This window comes from Pseudogemmatithrix spongiicola (assembly GCF_030623445.1).
Taxonomy (GTDB): domain Bacteria; phylum Gemmatimonadota; class Gemmatimonadetes; order Gemmatimonadales; family Gemmatimonadaceae; genus Pseudogemmatithrix; species Pseudogemmatithrix spongiicola.
The window spans coordinates 1,542,849-1,561,664 of record NZ_CP130613.1 but is presented as its reverse complement, the minus strand read 5'-3'; the positions used below and the strand labels follow the sequence as shown (position 1 = coordinate 1,561,664).

General features: G+C 66.3%; 17 protein-coding genes, 3 tRNA genes, 3 rRNA genes and 1 pseudogene. 2 read left to right on the top strand and 22 right to left on the bottom strand.

Features of this window, described 5'->3' with window-relative positions; translation table 11 throughout:
• Positions 1-2: 2 nt before the first annotated feature.
• From lysS to Strain318_RS07100, 3 genes are all read right to left on the bottom strand, one after another.
• Complete coding sequence (gene lysS / locus Strain318_RS07110; RefSeq protein ID WP_367887807.1) at positions 3-1,520, bottom strand: lysine--tRNA ligase; 1,518 nt, start codon at positions 1,518-1,520, stop codon at positions 3-5.
• A 39-nt stretch (positions 1,521-1,559) separates the two neighbouring features.
• A protein-coding gene (gene prfB, locus Strain318_RS07105) for a peptide chain release factor 2 (protein ID WP_367887806.1) occupies positions 1,560-2,673 on the bottom strand; the annotation gives its coding sequence in 2 pieces (ribosomal slippage) (positions 1,560-2,600 and positions 2,602-2,673; 1,113 coding nt in all).
• A gap of 128 nt (positions 2,674-2,801) precedes the next feature.
• Complete coding sequence (locus tag Strain318_RS07100) at positions 2,802-3,119, bottom strand: hypothetical protein (RefSeq protein WP_367887939.1); 318 nt, start codon at positions 3,117-3,119, stop codon at positions 2,802-2,804.
• Here Strain318_RS07100 and Strain318_RS07095 point away from each other — a divergent pair.
• The gene (locus Strain318_RS07095) at positions 3,100-3,894 is read left to right on the top strand and encodes a hypothetical protein (RefSeq protein ID WP_367887938.1); all 795 of its coding nucleotides are present in this window, start codon (positions 3,100-3,102) and stop codon (positions 3,892-3,894) included. The genes Strain318_RS07100 and Strain318_RS07095 overlap by 20 nt on opposite strands.
• Before the next feature lie 113 nt (positions 3,895-4,007).
• Here Strain318_RS07095 and Strain318_RS07090 read toward each other — a convergent pair.
• The 16 genes and pseudogenes from Strain318_RS07090 to Strain318_RS07015 form a co-directional block, all read right to left on the bottom strand.
• Positions 4,008-4,097, bottom strand: a pseudogene (locus Strain318_RS07090) (zinc-ribbon domain-containing protein); the annotation flags it as partial.
• Between the two features lie 2 nt (positions 4,098-4,099).
• Positions 4,100-5,092, bottom strand: a complete 993-nt coding sequence (locus Strain318_RS07085) for a diguanylate cyclase (protein WP_367887805.1) — start codon at positions 5,090-5,092, stop codon at positions 4,100-4,102.
• A gap of 94 nt (positions 5,093-5,186) precedes the next feature.
• Positions 5,187-5,378 (bottom strand): Trm112 family protein, encoded by a 192-nt coding sequence (locus Strain318_RS07080; RefSeq protein WP_367887804.1) that lies wholly within the window; start codon positions 5,376-5,378, stop codon positions 5,187-5,189.
• Positions 5,375-6,259 (bottom strand): GTPase Era, encoded by an 885-nt coding sequence (era, locus tag Strain318_RS07075; protein WP_367887803.1) that lies wholly within the window; start codon positions 6,257-6,259, stop codon positions 5,375-5,377. Before era ends, Strain318_RS07080 begins: the two co-directional genes overlap by 4 nt.
• Positions 6,260-6,357: 98 nt before the next feature.
• Positions 6,358-6,474, bottom strand: a 5S ribosomal RNA gene (gene rrf / locus Strain318_RS07070).
• A 113-nt stretch (positions 6,475-6,587) separates the two neighbouring features.
• A 23S ribosomal RNA gene (locus Strain318_RS07065) occupies positions 6,588-9,541 on the bottom strand.
• Positions 9,542-9,840: 299 nt separating this feature from the next.
• Positions 9,841-11,364, bottom strand: a 16S ribosomal RNA gene (locus Strain318_RS07060).
• The 16S, 23S and 5S rRNA genes sit together here with 3 tRNA genes alongside, the layout of an rRNA operon.
• 448 nt (positions 11,365-11,812) lie before the next feature.
• Positions 11,813-11,885: transfer RNA gene (locus Strain318_RS07055), tRNA-Lys, on the bottom strand.
• Positions 11,886-11,923: 38 nt separating this feature from the next.
• Positions 11,924-11,997 (bottom strand) — tRNA-Arg (locus Strain318_RS07050).
• A 55-nt stretch (positions 11,998-12,052) separates the two neighbouring features.
• Positions 12,053-12,126 (bottom strand) — tRNA-Pro (locus tag Strain318_RS07045).
• Positions 12,127-12,165: 39 nt separating this feature from the next.
• On the bottom strand, positions 12,166-12,798 hold the full coding sequence (locus Strain318_RS07040; protein ID WP_367887802.1) for a non-canonical purine NTP pyrophosphatase: 633 nt from the start codon (positions 12,796-12,798) through the stop codon (positions 12,166-12,168).
• The gene (rph, locus tag Strain318_RS07035) at positions 12,795-13,514 is read right to left on the bottom strand and encodes a ribonuclease PH (protein WP_367887801.1); all 720 of its coding nucleotides are present in this window, start codon (positions 13,512-13,514) and stop codon (positions 12,795-12,797) included. The genes Strain318_RS07040 and rph overlap by 4 nt, the downstream gene beginning before the upstream one ends.
• The gene (rfaE2, locus tag Strain318_RS07030; protein WP_367887800.1) at positions 13,507-13,995 is read right to left on the bottom strand and encodes a D-glycero-beta-D-manno-heptose 1-phosphate adenylyltransferase; all 489 of its coding nucleotides are present in this window, start codon (positions 13,993-13,995) and stop codon (positions 13,507-13,509) included. The genes rph and rfaE2 overlap by 8 nt, the downstream gene beginning before the upstream one ends.
• Complete coding sequence (locus tag Strain318_RS07025) at positions 13,992-14,342, bottom strand: hypothetical protein (protein WP_367887799.1); 351 nt, start codon at positions 14,340-14,342, stop codon at positions 13,992-13,994. The genes rfaE2 and Strain318_RS07025 overlap by 4 nt, the downstream gene beginning before the upstream one ends.
• A 5-nt stretch (positions 14,343-14,347) precedes the next feature.
• Positions 14,348-14,833, bottom strand: coding sequence for an LPS assembly lipoprotein LptE (gene lptE / locus Strain318_RS07020; RefSeq protein WP_367887798.1), 486 nt, complete (start codon positions 14,831-14,833; stop codon positions 14,348-14,350).
• Complete coding sequence (locus tag Strain318_RS07015; RefSeq protein ID WP_367887797.1) at positions 14,830-15,258, bottom strand: acyl-CoA thioesterase; 429 nt, start codon at positions 15,256-15,258, stop codon at positions 14,830-14,832. Before Strain318_RS07015 ends, lptE begins: the two co-directional genes overlap by 4 nt.
• A 65-nt stretch (positions 15,259-15,323) precedes the next feature.
• Between Strain318_RS07015 and Strain318_RS07010 the strand changes: the two genes are divergently transcribed.
• Positions 15,324-16,079, top strand: coding sequence for a UDP-2,3-diacylglucosamine diphosphatase (locus Strain318_RS07010; protein WP_367887796.1), 756 nt, complete (start codon positions 15,324-15,326; stop codon positions 16,077-16,079).
• A 19-nt stretch (positions 16,080-16,098) separates the two neighbouring features.
• Here Strain318_RS07010 and Strain318_RS07005 read toward each other — a convergent pair whose 3' ends face one another.
• From Strain318_RS07005 to Strain318_RS06995, 3 genes are read right to left on the bottom strand one after another with little or no spacing between them, the layout of a single operon-like run.
• A complete protein-coding gene (locus Strain318_RS07005) occupies positions 16,099-16,716 on the bottom strand; it encodes a hypothetical protein (protein WP_367887795.1) in 618 nt (205 codons plus the stop codon).
• Positions 16,717-16,719: 3 nt separating this feature from the next.
• Positions 16,720-17,112: a RidA family protein gene (locus Strain318_RS07000; RefSeq protein ID WP_367887794.1), complete on the bottom strand. Its 393-nt coding sequence runs from the start codon at positions 17,110-17,112 to the stop codon at positions 16,720-16,722.
• A 4-nt stretch (positions 17,113-17,116) separates the two neighbouring features.
• Positions 17,117-18,790 (bottom strand): formate--tetrahydrofolate ligase, encoded by a 1,674-nt coding sequence (locus Strain318_RS06995; protein WP_367887793.1) that lies wholly within the window; start codon positions 18,788-18,790, stop codon positions 17,117-17,119.
• Positions 18,791-18,816 lie beyond the last annotated feature (26 nt).

Genomic DNA, 18,816 nt, shown 5'->3' with positions numbered 1-18,816 from the left:
CGTCACTCCGGACGCATGAGCGGGAACAGGATCACGTCGCGGATGTGCGGCGTATCCGTCAGATACATGAACAGGCGGTCGAGCCCGATGCCCACGCCGCCCATCGGCGGCATGCCGTACTCCATCGCGCGGAGGTAGTCCTCGTCCACGCCGCTCGCTTCCTCGTCGCCCGCCGCCTTGAGCCGCGCCTGCGCCTCGAAGCGCGCGCGCTGGTCCAGCGGGTCGTTGAGCTCTGAGAAGGCATTCGCCAGCTCCTTGCCCTTCGCGAAGAGCTCGAAGCGCTCCGTGAGCCCCGGCTTGGTCCGGTGCGGCTTGGCCAGCGGCGAGAGCTCCATCGGATAGTCGAGCACGAAGGTCGGCGTGTCGATCTTGCTCTCCACGTGGTGCTGGAACAGCTCGTCCATCAGCTTGGGCCGCGAGAGCTTCGGGATGTCGTGCACGCCCGCCTGCTCCGCGGCCGTCGCCAGTTCGGCGTCCGAGAGCTTCGTCACATCCGGTACGCCCAGGGCCTTCGAGAGCGCCGGCACCCACTCGATGCGCGGGAACGGCGTCACGAACGTCGGCACCGGGCCCGCGGCCTCGCCGTCCGGACGCGTGCGCGGCGCGTCGCCGAGCGTCTCGCGCACGGCCGTGGCGGCGGTGATGAGCAGCTGCTCGACGCGGCCCATCATGACGTGGTAGTCCGCATACGCCTCGTAGAACTCCAGCATCGTGAACTCCGGATTGTGCGTCCGGTCGATGCCTTCGTTGCGGAAATCGTGGCCGATCTCGTATACGCGGTCGAAACCGCCCACCACGAGGCGCTTGAGATACAGTTCGTCGGCGATGCGCAGATACAGCGGCATGTCCAGCGCGTTGTGGTGCGTCGTGAACGGCCGCGCCGCCGCGCCGCCGTAGAGCGGCTGCAGCACCGGCGTCTCGACTTCGAGGTAGTTGAGCTCGTCCAGCGCCCGGCGGATCGCCGTCGTCATGCGCGACCGCGCCGCGAAATGGCGCCGCACCTCGGAATGCACCGCGAGGTCCGCGTAGCGCTGGCGCGAACGCTGCTCGCCATCGGCGAACCCGGAGTGGCGGACCACCTTGCCGTCCACCTGCTCTTCCTTGCCGAAGGGCAGCGGCCGCAGCGACTTCGCCAGCAACGTCGCCTGCGTCACGTGCACCGTGACTTCACCGGTGCGCGTGCGGAACAGGTAGCCCTCGACGCCCACCACGTCGCCCAGGTCGAAGAGCTCCACCAGCGCGAAGGCCTCGCCCAGCACGTCCTTCTTGAAGTACAGCTGGATGCGGCCCGTGTCGTCGGCCACGTGCGCGAAGATCGTCTTCCCGTGGCCGCGCAGCGCGACGAGTCGGCCCGCCACGCGCACCGTCGGGCCCTGCTCCGCCTCGCCCAGCAGCGGCACCGCGGCGCCGCAGCCGTGCGTTCGGTCGTAGGAGTAGGCGAACGGCGCGACGCCCAAGGCCGCCAGGGCCTCGAGCTTTTCGCGCCGCGCGCGCATCACGTGATTGAGTTCGTCGCTCATCGGTCGTCGGTCATCGGAGTTCGCGCGCCGCCCGGCGGCTTACGCGGCGGCGCCCGAGGCGCCCTGCTTGAGGAAGGCCTCGATGAACGGATCGATCGCCCCGTCCATCACCTTGTGTACGTCCGTCACCTTCAATTCGGTCCGATGGTCGTTCACCATCGTGTACGGCTGGAACACGTAGCTGCGGATCTGCGAGCCGAACGACACGTCCATCTTGTTCGCGTCCATCGCCGCCTTCACCGCCGCCTGCTTCTCGATCTCGCGCTGGTACAGCTTGTTCTTCAGCTGCTTCATGCACGTCGCCTTGTTCTTGAACTGCGAGCGCTCGGACTGCGAGGCGACGACGATGCCCGTCGGGAGGTGCGTGATGCGCACCGCCGAGCTCGTCTTGTTGACGTGCTGGCCGCCCGCACCCGAGGCACGGTACACGTCGATCCGCAGGTCCTCCTCGCGGATGTCGATGTTGATCTCCTCGTTCACCACCGGATAGATGAACACCGACGCGAAGCTCGTATGCCGCCGCGCCTGCGAGTCGAACGGCGAGATGCGCACCAGGCGATGCACGCCGCTCTCCGGCCGCAGGAAGCCGTAGGCGTACTCACCCTTGATCTCCAGCACCGCGCCCTTGATGCCCGCCTCTTCGCCCTCGGAGAGGTCGATGATGTCCACGCTGAAGCCTTTGCGCTCCGCCCAGCGCGTGTACATGCGCATGAGCATCTGCGCCCAATCCTGCGCCTCGGTGCCGCCGGCGCCGGCGCTGATTTCCACTTGGGCATCGCGGAAATCATCCTTGCCTTGCAGCAGCGTGCGCAGCTCCAGCGCGTCCATCGCCTCACGCACGGCCGCCACCTCGGCGGCCACGTCGGCCTCCATGGATTCGTCCGGCTCCATGGCCAGGAGCTCCAGCAGCTCCTTCGCGGACGCCACACGCGCCTGGAGCTTATCCCACGGCTCGATCCAGTTCTTGAGGACCTTCACTTCCTGCACCACCTCGCGCGCCCGCTCCTGGGCATTCCAGAAGCTCGCGTCGCTCATGTCCGCCTCGAGGGCGCTCAGGCGTTCGCGCTTGCGATCGAGGTCAAAGGTACCTCCGCAGCTCGACGAGTCGTGCTTCGTCGTGCGCGAGGGACTGGGCAATGGAAGAATCGGCCATCGGGGGCTCGGAGGGTGGAACGGCGCGAGCCGTGTGCAGCGAAGGGCACACGGCTCGCGGCGACTGCAGGAAAGATAGTCGGCGGGACCGCAGGCTCGTAGCCCTCGCAACCCCGCCAACCGCTTGTCCTAGAACATCTTCTGTCCGCCCGCCAGGAGGTCGTTGAGGGCTTCCTGGAAGTGCGTGGTGGAATCGGCGAAGTCCTTGCCCACTTGGTCCACGTACTCCTCGTAGCTCTTCTTGATCTCCTCCTTGAAGAGCGCCTTCAGCGTGCCGTCGCGCAGACCCTGCTCCCGCTTATCGGGCAAGTACGCGATCATGTCCGAGACCAGCGCGCGGGCGAGGCGTCGCGCCTTGAGGTTCGGGTCGTTCGAGAGGAAGGGATTGATCGGCTTTCGCGCCGCGCCGCCGGCTGCGGGTGTCGGCGTGGCTCCGGAGGCACGCACGGGCTGCGACATCCGCGGCGTCGACAACGGCGAGGGCGTCAGCTTCGGGCCGCTCGGCGCTGCCGGCGGGGCAGCCGCCGCCGGTGGTACCGCCGGGGCCGCAGGTGCCGCGGGAGCCGCAGGCTTCGGCATCGCCGGCGCCGCCGGAGTGACCGGCGTCAACGGCTTGAGCGGCGTGCCGCCCAGCACCGGACGCGAGAGCGGCGTCGACGGCCGTGCGGGCGGAGCCGGCGCAGCGGCGGGAGGCGCGGGAGGCGCGGGAGGCGCCGCCGGACGCACGGGCGGTGCCATCGCCGGGCGCGGCGGGAGGGGCGCCGGCGCCGCGGCCGCAACAGGCGGCGCAACTGGCGGCGCAGCCGGTGGCGCTGCCGGTGGCTGCGGCACGGCGAGTGGCGGACGCGCCTGCGTCACGCGCGGAGGCCCCGCCTGGCCCGGTGGCGTCGGAATCGCCGCGCCCGGAATCGGTGGCGTGAGCTTGGCGATCGACGGCCGCGGCGGCGTTACGGGGGCTGCAGCGGCGGGCGGTGCTGGCCTTGGAGCCGGCGGCGCTGGGGGCGCTGGCGGCGTTGGAGGCTTCGGTGGCGCGGGAGGCGCCGGAGGCGCGACGGCCGGCCGGACCGGTGCCGCCATGGCTGCGGGTGTGAACGGCGGTGTGACCGCGCGCGGCGGCATCACCGGCGTCGCCGGCGCGACCGGCGTCGGCGGCACGGGCGTTGGTGGAACAGGCGCTGGCGGCTCAAACGCCTCGGGCGCCGCCTCCGCCTCGGACTCGTAGACCGCACGGTCGTGCGCGGCCCACGCCGGCGCAGACGTCGTCGCCGCGCCCGCCATCACCGGACTCCCGATCGGCGCCGAGGGCGCAGATGGCGCGCCGATGCGAATCACCGCACCGCAGACCGAGCAGCGCGCCCGCACACCGGCCGCCGGCACCTTCGCCGGATCCACCCGGAACACCGACTGGCACTCCCCACACGTCACGTTCACTGCGTGTCCCCCGAAGTGGCCGACCGCTGGTTGCCGCCCGGCAGCTCCCCCGCGGGACCATCGCCGCGGCGATCCACCGAGAAGACCGAGCCATGTTGCGTCTTGGCGTAACTCTTCATTTCCGTCGCGAGCTCGCTCACCTGCCCCGCGTGCGTGAACACGCGGCGCTCGTTCGTCACGACACCGATCGACAGCGTCATCAACGGCACCTTGTGCAGCTGGCCCCGGCGGTCCTTGCCGAAATAATAACCGGCGCGTCGATCCTGTTCGGAATACTGGTACGGAATCAGCGTGTCGAAGACCTCGACGATCGTCCCGCAGGTCGCGTTCACCTGCTCCAGCGGGATGATGAACAGGAAGTCGTCGCCGCCGATATGCCCCACGAATCCGGCCTCGCCGCAGAGCCCCTTCACGTTGTCGTGCAGGATGCGCGAGAGGATGCGGATCACCCGATCGCCGTCGTAGTAGCTGTAGCGATCGTTGTATTCCTTGAAGTGGTCGAGGTCCGCGTAGCAGACGGCGAAGGGCACGCCCCGCTCGATCCGCCGCGTCATCTCGAGCTCGATCTCGATCGTACCGGGCAGCCGCGTCGACGGATGCACGAAGGTGTCGCGGTCCGAGCGGCGCAGCATGGCATCGAGTCGCAGCGTGACCTCGTGCGCACCGATGCCCTCGCGCAGCACCTCGTCCGCGCCGGCGTCGAATGCCGCGGCGAACGACGCGTCGTCGTCGCGGGTGGCCAGCATGACGGGCACGATCCCCGTGAACGAATCCTGCTTCAGCCGGCGGCACATCTTGAGCGCCGCCACCGGGTGTTGCCGCGCATCCACCAGCACCAACCGCGGTCGCCCGCGCAGCGCCACCTGCATCACCTCGTCGGCGTCCGAGAAGCGGCGCGTCGGCACGCGCCGGCTCTCCAGCCACGCCCGGACCGAATCCGGGAGCGACTGACCATCGGGGGTGAACAGCAGCGCGACGCTCTGGGACACGCGGTCAGGATCGGGGTGAACGTGAAAACCTAGGACGGCCCGGAATCACTGTCAAACTACGCAGTGACAAGCAGTTGCGCTCACGGCGTGACGGCTAGGCCTCGGCCTGCGTGCGCGGCTGCGCCCGCTCGGCGAGCAGCACCGGGATGCCCTCTTCCACGGGATACACCAACGCGCAGGCGTCGCACGTCAGCGTCTCACCGCCACCCACGCGGGAATCGCGCAGCACGCCACCGCATCGCGGGCAGGCCAGCAGGTCCCGGATGTCCGCGGGAATCTCCGTCACGTCGACTGATCCTCCGGCAGGCGGTAGCCGAGCCGCGCGAGCGCGTGCACGTCCTTCCGCCAGTTCTTGAGTTCCTTCACCCGCAGATCCAGAAACACCCTCCGGCCGACCAACGGCTCGATGCGGGCTCGCGCCGCCTGGCCAATCGCCTTGATGCGGCTTCCTCCTGCGCCCACCACGATACCCTTCTGGCTCTCGCGCTCGACGTAGAGGAATGCCCGAATGTACACCGGATCCTCGGCCTCACGGAACTCCTCGATGCCGACGGCGATGCCGTACGGCACCTCATCGTCGAGCTGCTCGAGGACCGTCTCGCGCAGGAACTCCGCGACGAAGAACCGCATCTGCTGCGTCGAGACGTCGTCGGCGTCATAGAAGAACGGATGCGCCGGCAGGCGCTCCCGCACGCGGGCCAGAAGGGCCTCGCAGCCCTCGCCCGTGGCGGCCGAGATCCACGAGGCGTCGGGGGCCAGCGCCTCGAGCTCGGCGCGCCGCGCCGCACTCACCTCATCGAGCTTGTTGTACACGACGATCACGGGCGCACTCGGCGCCGCCGGCAGCGACCCGAGGACCACCAGGTCTTCCGGCTTGTCGCGCGTCGCGTCCACGAGGTACAGGATGACGTCCGCATCGGCGATGGCCTGGTGCGCGCTGTGCAGCATGGCCTTGTGGAGCGCGTAGCGCGGCTCGAGCAGACCGGGCGTGTCGAGGAAGATGAGCTGCGAGGAGGCGTCGGAGAGGATGCCGACTACGCGCTCACGTGTGGATTGCGGCTTCGCGGAGACGATGGCGAGGCGCTCGCCGACGAGCCGGTTGAGCAGCGTGCTCTTGCCGGCGTTTGGGCGTCCGACGAGGGTGACGAAACCGGCTTTGGTATCCATCAGGGGGAGGACGAGTGGACGCGTGGAGAAGGCACGGGGCGGGCGGCGGGAAAACACGAAGGCCCCAGCCGAGTGAACGACTGGGGCCTTCAATGAGGTGCCGGCGACGGCCTACTCTCCCGCGACCTCTCGGTCGGAGTACCATCGGCGCTGTAGGGCTTAACGATCGTGTTCGGGATGGGAACGAGTGTGGCCCCTACGCTCTAGTCGCCAGCGAAGTGGAGACAACGGAGGAGATGGTAGTGTTCGTGTATTGGCGAATCGCTACGATTGTTGATCGTGCGAAGCTCTGCGGTTGTATTCCTGCCCAGTTTCGAAAAACTGGGGAGTAGTCAAGCCGCACGGGCGATTAGGATGGGTTTGCTCGGAGGTCATTGCTGACGTTCCACACCCCACCTATCGACGTGGTGGTCTCCCACGGCCCTTCAGGGGACTCAAGGTCCCAGGGAGAGTTCATCTTGGGGACAGCTTCCCACTTAGATGCTTTCAGCGGTTATCTGTGCCGATCATCGCTACCCGGCGGTGCCACTGGCGTGACAGCCGGGACACGAGCGGATCGTCCGACTCGGTCCTCTCGTACTAGAGTCCGCGCCCCTCAACTCTCCAACGCCCACAGCGGATACAGACCGAACTGTCTCACGACGTTCTGAACCCAGCTCATGTACCACTTTAACCGGCGAACAGCCGGACCCTTGGGACCTTCTCCAGCCCCAGGATGTGATAAGCCGACATCGAGGTGCCAAACCGCGCCGTCGATGTGAACTCTCGGGCGCGATAAGCCTGTTATCCCCAGCGTACCTTTTATCCGTTGCGCGATAGCCGATCCACACCGGGCTACCGGATCACTACGGCCCACTTTCGTGGCGGCTCGACCCGTCGGTCTCGCCGTCAGGCTCCCTTGTGCCGTTACACTCTAAAGCGCGAATATCGTCCGCGCTGAGGGAACCATGCGCGCGCCTCCGTTACTCTTTCGGAGGCGACCGCCCCAGTCAAACTGCCCACCTGCCACGGTCCCAGCCTAGGTTTGCTAGAGCGTGGTGAGGACGTTACATGAGCCAGGCTGGTATTTCACTGTTGCCTCCGCCCGAGCTAGCGCCCGGGCCTCAATGGCTCCCAGCTATGCTACACAGTCTAATGCGACGTCCAATGACAAGCTGCAGTAAAGGTGCATGGGGTCTTTTTGTCCTGCTGCGGGGACTCGGAATCCTCACCGAGACTGCTATTTCGCCGAGCACCGGGTCGAGACAGTGCCCAAGTCGTTACGCCATTCGTGCAGGTCGGAACTTACCCGACAAGGAATTTCGCTACCTTAGGACCGTTATAGTTACGGCCGCCGTTTACCGGGGCTTCGGCTCAATGCTTCGCCTTGCGGCTAACATCTCCCCTTAACCTTCCGGCACCGGGCAGGCGTCAGTGAGTATACGGCGCCTTGTGCGGCTTGGCACTCACCTGTGTTTTTGCTAAACAGTCGCTTGGGCCGATTATCTGCGACCAAAGAGTGCGACCATCGCGAGGATGGCTACACGCTTCGGCATCCCTTCTTCCGAAGTTACGGGATCATTATGCCGAGTTCCTTGACCCGGTTTCACTCGTTCACCTTAGGCTACTCGCCTTGCCCACCTGTGTCGGTTTGCGGTACGGTCATCTGCAGCATTCCCCACCAGAGCTTTTCTTGCCAGTCGACTCTACATCACTTGCGCTTGGGTTGCCCCGCGCACTCGCATTCAGGTCTCGGTTTCCCTACACCCTTAGACGGTCGATCCACATGACCGCTGACGCTTCGTTACTGGGTCCCTCTGGGGTTGTTAACACGCTACAGACGGGGCCGGAATTTTAACCGGCTATCCATCGGCTACGCCTCTGGGGCCTCGCCTTAGGGTCCGCCTCACCCTGCGCTGATTGCCATGGCGCAGGAATCCTTGGGCTTACGGTGTGCGGGGTTCTCACCCGCATTTGCGCGTACTCAATCCGGCATCCTCACTTCTGTACACTCCACGGCACGTTTCCACGGCCGCTTCAAGGCGTACAGAACGCTCTCCTACCCCTCATACATACGTATGAAGGCCAAGCTTCGGCGGGCCGCTTAATCCCGACCATTCTCGGCGCATCCCCACTGGACTGGTGAGCTATTACGCACTCTTTAAAGGAGTGGCTGCTTCTAAGCCAACCTCCCAGTTGTCAGTGTAGGGACACATCCTTCGCTATACTCAGCGGCCACTTTGGGGCCTTAGCTGTGGCTCTGGGTTCTTTCCCTCTCGCCGCTGGACATTATCGCTCAGCGACTGCCTCCCGAGGTCCATGTTGACGGTATTCGGAGTTTGGTTGGGGTTGGTACCGGCTACGCCAGCCCGCGCCCATCCAGTCGCTCTACCCCCGCAACACACGCCTCGAGGCTCTACCTCAATAGATTTCGGAGAGAACCAGCTATCTCCAGGCTTGATTGGCCTTTCACCCCTACCCACAAGTCATCCGAACGGTTTTCAACCCATACCGGTTCGGGCCTCCACTGCGTGTTACCGCAGCTTCACCCTGCTCATGGGTAGATCGCCCTGGCTTCGGGTCGTACCCCCAGGAACTTCGCGCCCTCGTTACAGGACTCGCTTTCGCTGTGGCTCCGCGGCTGAACCGCTTAGCCTCGCTCCTGAGGAGTAACTCGCCGGATCATAATGCAAAAGGCACGCAGTCAGTCGTGACAGAGCCGAAGCCCTGCCCAACCTCCTACCGCTTGTATGCATGTCGTTTCAGGATCTCTTTCACTCCCCGCACTGGGGTGCTTTTCACCTTTCCCTCACGGTACTCGTTCACTATCGGTCACACGAGAGTCTTTAGGCTTGGAGGGTGGTCCCCCCGGTTTCACGCCCGATTACTCGGGTCGGGCGTTACTCAGGAACTCCACTACGCACGGTTCATAGTCTTCGCTTACCGGGCTGTCACCGTCTTTGGCGCCCCGTTCCAAGGGACTTCAACTGACGTCGCCGTACGCGTGTGTGGGTCCTACAACCCCGAAGTCACAAGGACCTCGGTTTGGCCTCTACCCCGTTCGCTCGCCGCTACTGAGGGCATCTCGGTTGATTTCTCTTTCCACCAGGTACTTAGATGTTTCAGTTCCCTGGGTTCGCTCGGCTTTCGCCGTAACCGCCATTCCTGACGGCTGGGTTGCCCCATTCGGAGATCTTGGGATCAAAGCGTGTGTGCCGCTCCCCCAAGCTTATCGCAGCTTACCGCGTCCTTCATCGCCTTCGTGTGCCAAGGCATCCTCGACATGCATTCGCTCGCTTGACCACATAAATGTGTTCTAGCAGAGCACGCGCGATCTACAACGAGTGTACAGATATCGGTGTGGCTCTTGCGAGCCATACGTCGAAATATGTCACTAGTGTGATTCGTTATCCCACGAACACTACCATCTTCCGTTGTCAAACAGCGAGGTCCTACGCAGCCCCCAGGTTGCCCGTGGCGGCTGCCAGACTGCTATGAAATGAGATCGAGAGAGATCGCGCAGCGTACGAGACGTGCGACTATCCGGTAGCGCTTTCGTACTTACGCCGTGTTGCCACGACCAAGCCTACTCGCTGCTCCGTTAAGGAGGTGATCCAGCCGCAGGTTCCCCTACGGCTACCTTGTTACGACTTCGCCCCAGTCATTGCGCTCGCCTTAGGCGGCTTGGTCCCTTGCGGGTTCCGACACCGACTTCGGGCGCTCACAACTTCCATGGCGTGACGGGCGGTGTGTACAAGGCCCGGGAACGTATTCACCGTAGCGTAGCTGATCTACGATTACTAGCGATTCCAGCTTCATGTAGTCGAGTTGCAGACTACAATCCGAACTGAGGACCGGTTTGGGGATTGGCGCACTCTCGCGAGTTGGCGACCCTCTGTCCGGCCCATTGTAGCACGTGTGTAGCCCTAGACGTAAGAGCCATGATGACTTGACGTCATCCCCACCTTCCTCCGGTTTGGCACCGGCAGTCCCCCTAGAGTCCCCGGCTTTACCCGCTGGTAACTAAGGGTGAGGGTTGCGCTCGTTGCGGGACTTAACCCAACATCTCACGACACGAGCTGACGACAGCCATGCAGCATCTGTGCTGGAACTCCGAAGAGGGGCTCACGTTTCCGCAAGCTTTCTCCAGCATGTCAAGCCTAGGTAAGGTTCTTCGCGTTGCGTCGAATTAAACCACATGCTCCACCGCTTGTGCGGGCCCCCGTCAATTCCTTTGAGTTTCAGCCTTGCGGCCGTACTCCCCAGGCGGGGTACTTCATGCGTTAGCGCCGGCACCCAGGGGGTCGCTCCCCCAGACACCTAGTACCCATCGTTTACGGCGTGGACTACCAGGGTATCTAATCCTGTTTGCTCCCCACGCTGTCGCGCCTCAGTGTCAGCTATTGCCCAGCAGGCCGCCTTCGCCACTGGTGTTCTTCCGGATCTCTACGCATTCCACCGCTACACCCGGAATTCCACCTGCCTCTACAATGCTCAAGCTCAGCAGTTCGCACGGCAGATCCGGGGTTGAGCCCCGGACTTTCACCACACGCTTACCAAGCCACCTACGCGCCCTTTACGCCCAGTGATTCCGGACAACGCTCGCACCCTCTGTATTACCGCGGCTGCTGGCACAGAGTTAGCCGGTGCTTCCTCACCCGGTACCGTCAATCTCCTCGAAAGGAGGGTTTCGTCCCGGGCAACAGTGGTTTACACCCCGAAGAGCTTCATCCCACACGCGGCGTCGCTGCGTCAGACTTTCGTCCATTGCGCAATATTCCCCACTGCTGCCTCCCGTAGGAGTCTGGGCCGTGTCGCAGTCCCAATGTGGCTGGCCATCCTCTCAGACCAGCTACCCGTCATCGCCTTGGTGGGCCGTTACCCCGCCAACTAGCTGATAGGCCGCGAGCGTCTCGATTTCCCCCGGAGGTTTCCTCACCAGACGATGCCGTCCAGTGAACGTATGCGGTATTACCCGGCCGTTGGGCCGGCTATCCCCCAGAAATCGGTAACTTGCTCACGTGTTACGCACCCGTTCGCCGGTTGCCCTTGCGGGCCCCCGTGACTTGCATGTGTTAAGCACGCCGCCAGCGTTCGTCCTGAGCCAGGATCAAACTCTCCAATAGAGAATCCAATAGGCTCTTCCGAATCGCTGTCACGCTGTCGCATGACAGCGTTATTTCGGAATCACAAAAGTTTTCAGGTCATGAACTCTCGGTGAGCGCCTGATCGCTCTCACGTCATCGAGTTCGCCTCGCACACTTTGCGATTTCTCTCGTCTCAGTTTTCAATCAGCTTTCGGTTGCTCGCCCCGTTTCCGGGGCAGCCTCTAAGCATACTCAGTCACAATCCGTTCGTCAAGGCCTTCGCAAAACTTTTTTGCCTCGACTCACATCGGCGTTGCCGCCCCGTGACTGACTGCTCACCAATCCGCGACGAATCGCGAAAAGGACGTTGAAGATAAACGCGTTTCCTTGCTCCCGCAAGCCCCGCATTCCACTTCAACTCGCATCTCCACCACCGATGCGAAAGGCCCCGGTTTCCGGCCCCGAGGCCCGACCAACATTCCCGTCATGCGCCGTGTAGGAATCGAACCTACAACCTAGTGATTAAGAGTCACTTGCTCTGCCAATTGAGCTAACGGCGCAGGGTTGCCCTGCTCGTCCTGCTTCCCGTCTTGCGAAGCGCGCCAGGAGGGAATCGAACCCCCGACCCACAGCTTAGAAGGCTGTTGCTCTATCCACCTGAGCTACTGGCGCTTCACCGGCATTGTCGGAACGATCTCTCCGCGAGTCCCTACCCTCGCGCACTCCATCGGGGCGGCCGGATTCGAACCGGCGACCTCCTGCTCCCAAAGCAGGCGCGATACCGGGCTACGCTACGCCCCGCAAGACAGACACCAACGATAATCGAGCTTCCAAGCAAGGTCAACTCCGCACGCTGTGCTCGAGGAGCCCGCGCACCGCCCGCGCACGATGGCTCACCTCCGCCTTCGCCGCCGGCGACGCCTCCGCGAACGTGCAGCCCAACTCGACGCTCTCGAAGTACGGATCGTAGCCGAACCCATTCACGCCGCGCGGAGCCTGCGTGATCCTGCCCTCGACGCGCCCCGCGTGCACCCACTCTGCATCACCGTGCACGAGCACGGCCACGCACTCGTAGCGCGCACGCCGATCCTCCACGCCCGCGAGCGCGCGCTGCAGCGCCGCATTGTTCTCGGCATCCAGTGCCGCACCTGTTGCCGTACTGCCCGTCCAGCGCTTGCTGCGCACGCCAGGCGCGCCACCGAGCGCATCGACGACGAGCCCCGAGTCCTCGGCCAGTACCCATCGCCCGGGGAGCATCGCCGCGAAATACCGCGCCTTCGCGCGCGCATTCGCCTCGAAGGTCTCGAACACCTCGAGCGCATCCTCCGCCGGTGACTCGGCGATGCCGAGCTCCTCGAGCGTCACGACGGCGATGCCGCGCTCCGCACACAATGCCCGCAACTCGCGGATCTTGCCCGCGCTCCGCGTCGCGAGCACCAGCGGCGGCGTCGGCGCCGGCCCGCCGTCGCTCACGCGCCGAGGACGCGCGCCTGCGCGGCGTCGAGCGCGCGGATGCCCGCGTGCGCGAGATCCAGCAACGCGTCGAGCTCGGCGCGTGCGAACGTGCCGTTCTCGCCCGTGCCCTGCACTTCCACGAAGCGATCGGCGCTCGCCATCACGACGTTGGCGTCCACCTCGGCGCGCACGTCCTCGCTGTACTCGAGGTCGAGGCGCGCGTGGCCGTCCACCACGCCGACGCTCACGGCCGCGACGCGGCGCTTCACGGGCGAAGCCTTGATGCGCCCCGTCTGCACCATCCAGGCGAAGGCATCGACCACGGCCACCGAGGCGCCGGTGATGGCCGCCGTGCGCGTGCCGCCGTCGGCCTGCAGCACATCGCAGTCGACCTTGAGCGTGAACTCGCCCCAGGCGAAATCGTCGAGCATGGCCCGCACGCTGCGGCCGATGAGCCGCTGGATTTCCTGCGTGCGTCCGCCGACCTGCCCGCGCTCGCGCGGCGAGCGCGTGTGCGTGGCGCGCGGCAGCATGGCGTACTCCGCCGTGAGCCAGCCTTCGCCCTTGCCCTTCTTCCAGCCGGGCACGCCGTCCTCGACGGACACGGCGCACAGCACGCGCGTATTGCCGAAGCTCACGAGACAGGAGCCTTCCGCGTAGGGCGCCGTGTTGCGCTCGAGCGTGATGGGGCGCAGCGCATCCAGCGCGCGCCCACCGGGACGGAGATCAGCCATGGGATTTGAGCTTCTGCACGGTGGCAGTGGTGGAGTGACCGGGCGTGAGCGGGATGATGACGACGCGGCCGCCGCGGGCGCGCACCGTCTCGCCGCCGGCGACGTCTTCGGGGCGGTAATCCCCGCCCTTGACGATGACGTCGGGTTGCAGCGCCGCGACGAGTTCCGCGGGGGTGTCTTCGTCGAACACCACGACGCAATCGACGCAGGCCAGCGCCGCCAGGACGTAGGCGCGCTCCCGCTCGCTGCGAATGGGGCGCTCGGGGCCCTTGTTGAGCCGGCGCACCGAGGCGTCGCTGTTCACCCCGACGATGAGCTGCGCGCCCTCGCGGCGCGCGCCTTCGAGGACATCCACGTGTCCGGGATGCAGGAGGTCGAAGACGCCGTTGGTGAAGGCCACGGGGCCGGCGCAGGCCTCACGCCACCGTCGGGCCTCGTCGCGGCTGCGGACCTTCGACGCGGCGGTCGCCGGCGCGCTCAATACGTCCCCACGGCGCGCGGCTGGAAATGCTGCTCGCGCACGAAGAGCGGGAACTCGATGTTGACGTAGTAGTCGGCCCAGATCTCGATCGTGCCCGCGCGCCGACGGACGTGGACCTTCTGCGCGGTCTCCGGCAGCCCCAGGGAGTCGGCATAGGTCCGCAGGCGCGCCTTGATCGTCTCGTTGCTGCGGTTCGCGGCGAAGCGCGCTTCCTGCGTCATGCGGTCCTGGAACTTGTAGTTGTGCCAGAACGGGCGCCCGGCGTTGATGCCGAAGTACGCGATGGCGATCACGAGGAAGATCGAGAAGAGGCATCCCAGCGTGCTCGCCCCGCGCCGAGCCTGCATACGGTTCACCATTGCGATTGCGCTCCCTCGATGACGTCGTTCACGATGCGGTCGATGGCCTGACGGCGACCGGCCACTTCGTTGCGCTCGGCGTACTCGCCCTCGGCGGTCATGCCGCTCCGGGACCAGAGCACGCGGCCGGTCACCTGATCGACGATTTCGATGTTCACTTGGACACGGAGCCGACGCCGGGCCGAGGTGGCCTGGGTGGGGTCGGCGCTGAACGCGACGGGGATGTCGAACTCGTAGCGCGTGATGCGCCCGCGGACGATGGCGCTGGCGCGCTCCTCGCTGGCGTCGCGGAGTCCGAGGCGGCTCTGCATCCCGTCGCGCAATGCGTCCTGCAGCTCGCGGGGAAGTTCGGGGCTGCCCGACTCGTTGTCGAAGGGGAGCACGGCCACCGTGCGCACGTGCGCGGGCAGGCCGCCACCGGCAAAGCTGTAGCAGCCCGTTGCGATGAGCAGTGCGACGAGGAGCAGGACGCGCTTCATGCGGGTTCCGCCGAGACAGCCGCCTCGAGCATGGCGCGGATGTCCGCCGGCAACGCGACGGGGCGCCCATCACGGTCGAGCGAGACGAGGGTGGTCGTGGCGCTGGCCAGCCGTTCGCCGTCGGCGCCGGACGCGTCGACGCGCCGGAGGTCATAGGCGAAGGTCACCATGCGGGAGCGTACTCCCGTGAGGCGGGTGACGATCCGGACGAGGTCATCGTAGCGGGCGCTGGCGTGGTAGCGCAGGTGCGCGTCGGCCACGGCGAGCATGACACCGCGGCGCTCCATGTCGGCATAGCTCATGCCGAGCTGCCGGATGAGGTCGGTACGGCCCACCTCGCACCAGATGAGGTAGTTGGCGTGGTAGGCCACACCCATCTGGTCGGTTTCGGCGTAGCGGACCCGGATCTCGGAGCGACTCTCCATCGCGGCGAGTCTACCGGGACACGCGGCCCTTTGTAAAGGGCGCCGGCGCGGACTAGCATTCTGCGATGCTTCCCGGCCCCGTCTACCTGCTCTCGGATGCGCACCTCGGCGTCGCGCCGGAGGACGCGGAGCGCGCGCTCGTCAGCCTCCTGCGGGCGATGCCCGGTGAGGCGGGTGCGCTGGTCATCAACGGGGACCTCTACGACTTTTGGTTCGAGTGGCAGCACGTCATGCCGCGCAGCGGCCTGCGGGTGCTGGGCGAGCTCGCGCGACTGGTGGATGGTGGACTCCCGGTCGTGTGGATCGCCGGCAATCACGATTGCTGGGGTGGCGACATCCTGCGCCGCGACATCGGCGTCACCTACCACGAGGGCCCGTGGCGCGGCGAGCTCGGCGGCTGGTCGACCGTGATCGAGCACGGCGACGGCCTGCGTGAGAAGGAGGACGCGCCGTACCGCCGCCTGCGCAGCGTCCTGCGGCACCCCTGGGCCATCCGCGCGTACCGCTGGCTGCACCCCGACTTCGCCACGCGCGTGGCACTCCGCAGCTCGCACACGAGCCGCAACATGCGGCCGCGCGACGGCGGCGAGGGGCTGCGCAAGGTGGCGCACGAGCGCCTGCACGGCGCAGACGCGCCGCAGCTGCTGGTGTTCGGGCACTCGCACGTGCCCACGCTGGAACGCATCGGCCGCGGCGTCTTCGCGAACCCGGGTGCCTGGCTCGATGCACCCCGCCTCCTGCGCATCACGCCAGACGAGGTTGCGCTCGCGCGCTGGGACGGTCACGCGCTCGTGCACGAGCAGTCCCTCTCGCGGGCGTAGCGGCGCTCCGGCAGCGCGGTCAGCGACGGCGCGCCCGGCCGAAGCGCAGGGTCGCCGCGATGGCGGGGCCGAACGGTGTCTGCTGCAAGCCGATCATCTCGGGCAGGTCCCAGAGCTGGGCCGCGACGTACGCGTCGGCACCCGAGAACAGGTGGTTGAAGAACAGCACGGCCAGCCAGTCTTCCACCTGCAGGCGACGACTGCGCACCACGCCCGCCCCGTAGCGCGAGGTCTGCCACGTCTCGACCAGCGCCACGCCGAGCGAATCGCGCCGGACCATCCCGGTGACGGGGTCGACCTGGTAGGTGCGCGGCATCGAATCCCGCGCGAAGCGCCGGGCGAGGTGCAGGTCCTCGCCGGCGCGGTGCAGCATCGTGAGACTCAGCGCTTCCACGAGCAGGAACACGCCGCCGGCATACGGGCGGTCGAGCGCCGCCTGCCCGGACCCCGGCATCACCAACGAGGAGAAGAACGCGCGGCCGGGCGTGATCGGCGCTCGTGGCACGTCACGTGCCGACACCGTGTCGACACGCACCGGCGCGGGACGCTCGACGCCGACGCGCGTCCGGCCCGTCTCCTGCGCCGCGAGCGGCCCGGCGACGAGCATCCACAGACCGGCGACGAGCCTCCCACGCATGGATCAGCCCGGCAGCTTGGCGACGAGTTCGATCTCGACGTTCACGCCGCGCGGGAGCGCGCTCACCTGCACCGTCGAGCGCGCGGGGCGCGCGGCGCCGAGCGTCGCCGCGTAGACCTCGTTGACGCGCGGGAAATCCGCCATGTCGGTGAGGAACACGGTGGTCTTCACGACGTCGCCCCAGCCGCAGCCTGCGGCCTTGAGGACGGCCGCGAGGTTGGCCAGCACCTGCGTCGCCTGCGCGACGACGTCGCCCGCCACGATGTCCCCCGACGTGGGGTCGAGGGGAATCTGTCCGGCGGTGAAGAGGAAGCCGCCGGCGATCGTGGCCTGCGAGTACGGACCGATCGCGGCCGGGGCCTCGGTCGTGGACACCAGCTTGATGGAAGGCGTCATCGGTTTAGAAGAGTCCGGTGATGGAGCCGTCCTTGAGCACGCGCATCTTCTCGGCGGCAGGCACCTTGGGAAGGCCAGGCATGGTCATGATCTCGCCGCACTGCGCCACGATGAAGCCGGCGCCTGCAACGGGATACACGTCGTTCACGGTCACCTTGAAGCCCGTCGGGCGCCCGAGCTTGGTGGCGTCGTCGGACAGCGAGTACTGCGTCTTGGCCATGCAGACCGGCGTCTCGCCGAGGCCGATGCTCTCGAGGTATGCGATGGCACGCTCAGCCTTCGCCGAGTACTCGGCGCCGTCGCCGCCATACACCTTCTTCACGATGGTGTCGATCTTCTGCTTGATCGGCAGCTTGGCGTCGTAGATGGGCGCGAACTTGCTGCCGCCCTTGGCGAGGATGTCGAGCACCTCGTTCGCGACGGCGATGCCGCCTTCCCCGCCCTTCGCGAAGACTTCGCTGAGGGCCATGCGGGCGCCGGCCTTCTTCGCGGCCTCGGTGACCATCGCGATCTCCGCGTCGGTGTCGGTGTGGAAGCGATTGAGCGCGACCACCAACTCCATGCCGAACTGCCGCACGTTCGCGATGTGGTGCTCGAGGTTCACGACGCCCTTCTTGAGCGCGTCGAGGTCTTCCTTGGCGAGCTCGGTCTTCTTGGCGCCGCCGTTCATCTTGAGCGCGCGGATCGTCGCGACGAGCACCGCGGCATCGGGCTTGAGCCCGCCGAAGCGGCACTTGATGTCGAAGAACTTCTCGGCGCCGAGGTCGGAGCCGAAGCCGGCTTCCGTGACGACGATGTCGCCGACGGCGAGGCCGGCGCGCGTGGCGAGGATGGAGTTGCAGCCGTGCGCGATGTTGCCGAAGGGGCCGGCGTGCACGAACGCCGGGCCGCCCTCGAGCGTCTGCACGAGGTTCGGGCGGATCGCGTCCTTGAGGAGCATCGCCATCGCGCCCTGCGCGTTGAGGTCGCGGGCGTAGATCGGCTTGCGGTCGGCACCATACGTGGAGCCGACGATGATGTTGCCGAGGCGCTGTTCGAGATCGTCGAAGCTGGTCGCCAAGGCGAGGATCGCCATCACTTCGGAGGCGGGGATGATGACGAAGCGCTCCTCGCGCACCACGCCTTCGGCGGGGCCGCCGAGGCCGATGACGACCTTGCGGAGCGCGCGGTCGTTCATGTCGATCGTGCGCGGCCAGGTGATGCGGCGCGGATCGATGTTGAGCGCGTTGCCCTGCTGCAGGTGATTGTCGAGCATCGCCGCCAGCAGCGCGTGGGCGGAGCTGATGGCGTGGAAGTCTCCCGTGAAGTGCAGGTTGATGTCGTCCATCGGCAGCACCTGCGAGTAGCCGCCGCCGGCGGCGCCGCCCTTCACGCCGAACACCGGGCCCAACGAGGGCTCGCGGATGCAGAGCACGGCGTTCTTGCCGAGCTTGCGGAAGGCTTGGGCGAGGCCCACTGAGGTGGTCGTCTTGCCCTCGCCGGCCGCGGTCGGGTTGATCGCGGTGACGAGCACGAGCTTGCCCTTGGCGGGGCGCTCGGCGAGCTCGAGGGAGACCTTGGCCTTGTACTTGCCGTAGAGGTCGAGGTCGTCGGGCCCGAGGCCGATCTCCTTGGCCACGTCGGTGATGGGCCGGAGCTTGGCTGCCTGGGCGATCTCGATGTCGGAGGGGACGCTCATCGGGGGTCGTACACCTCAGTTGGGGG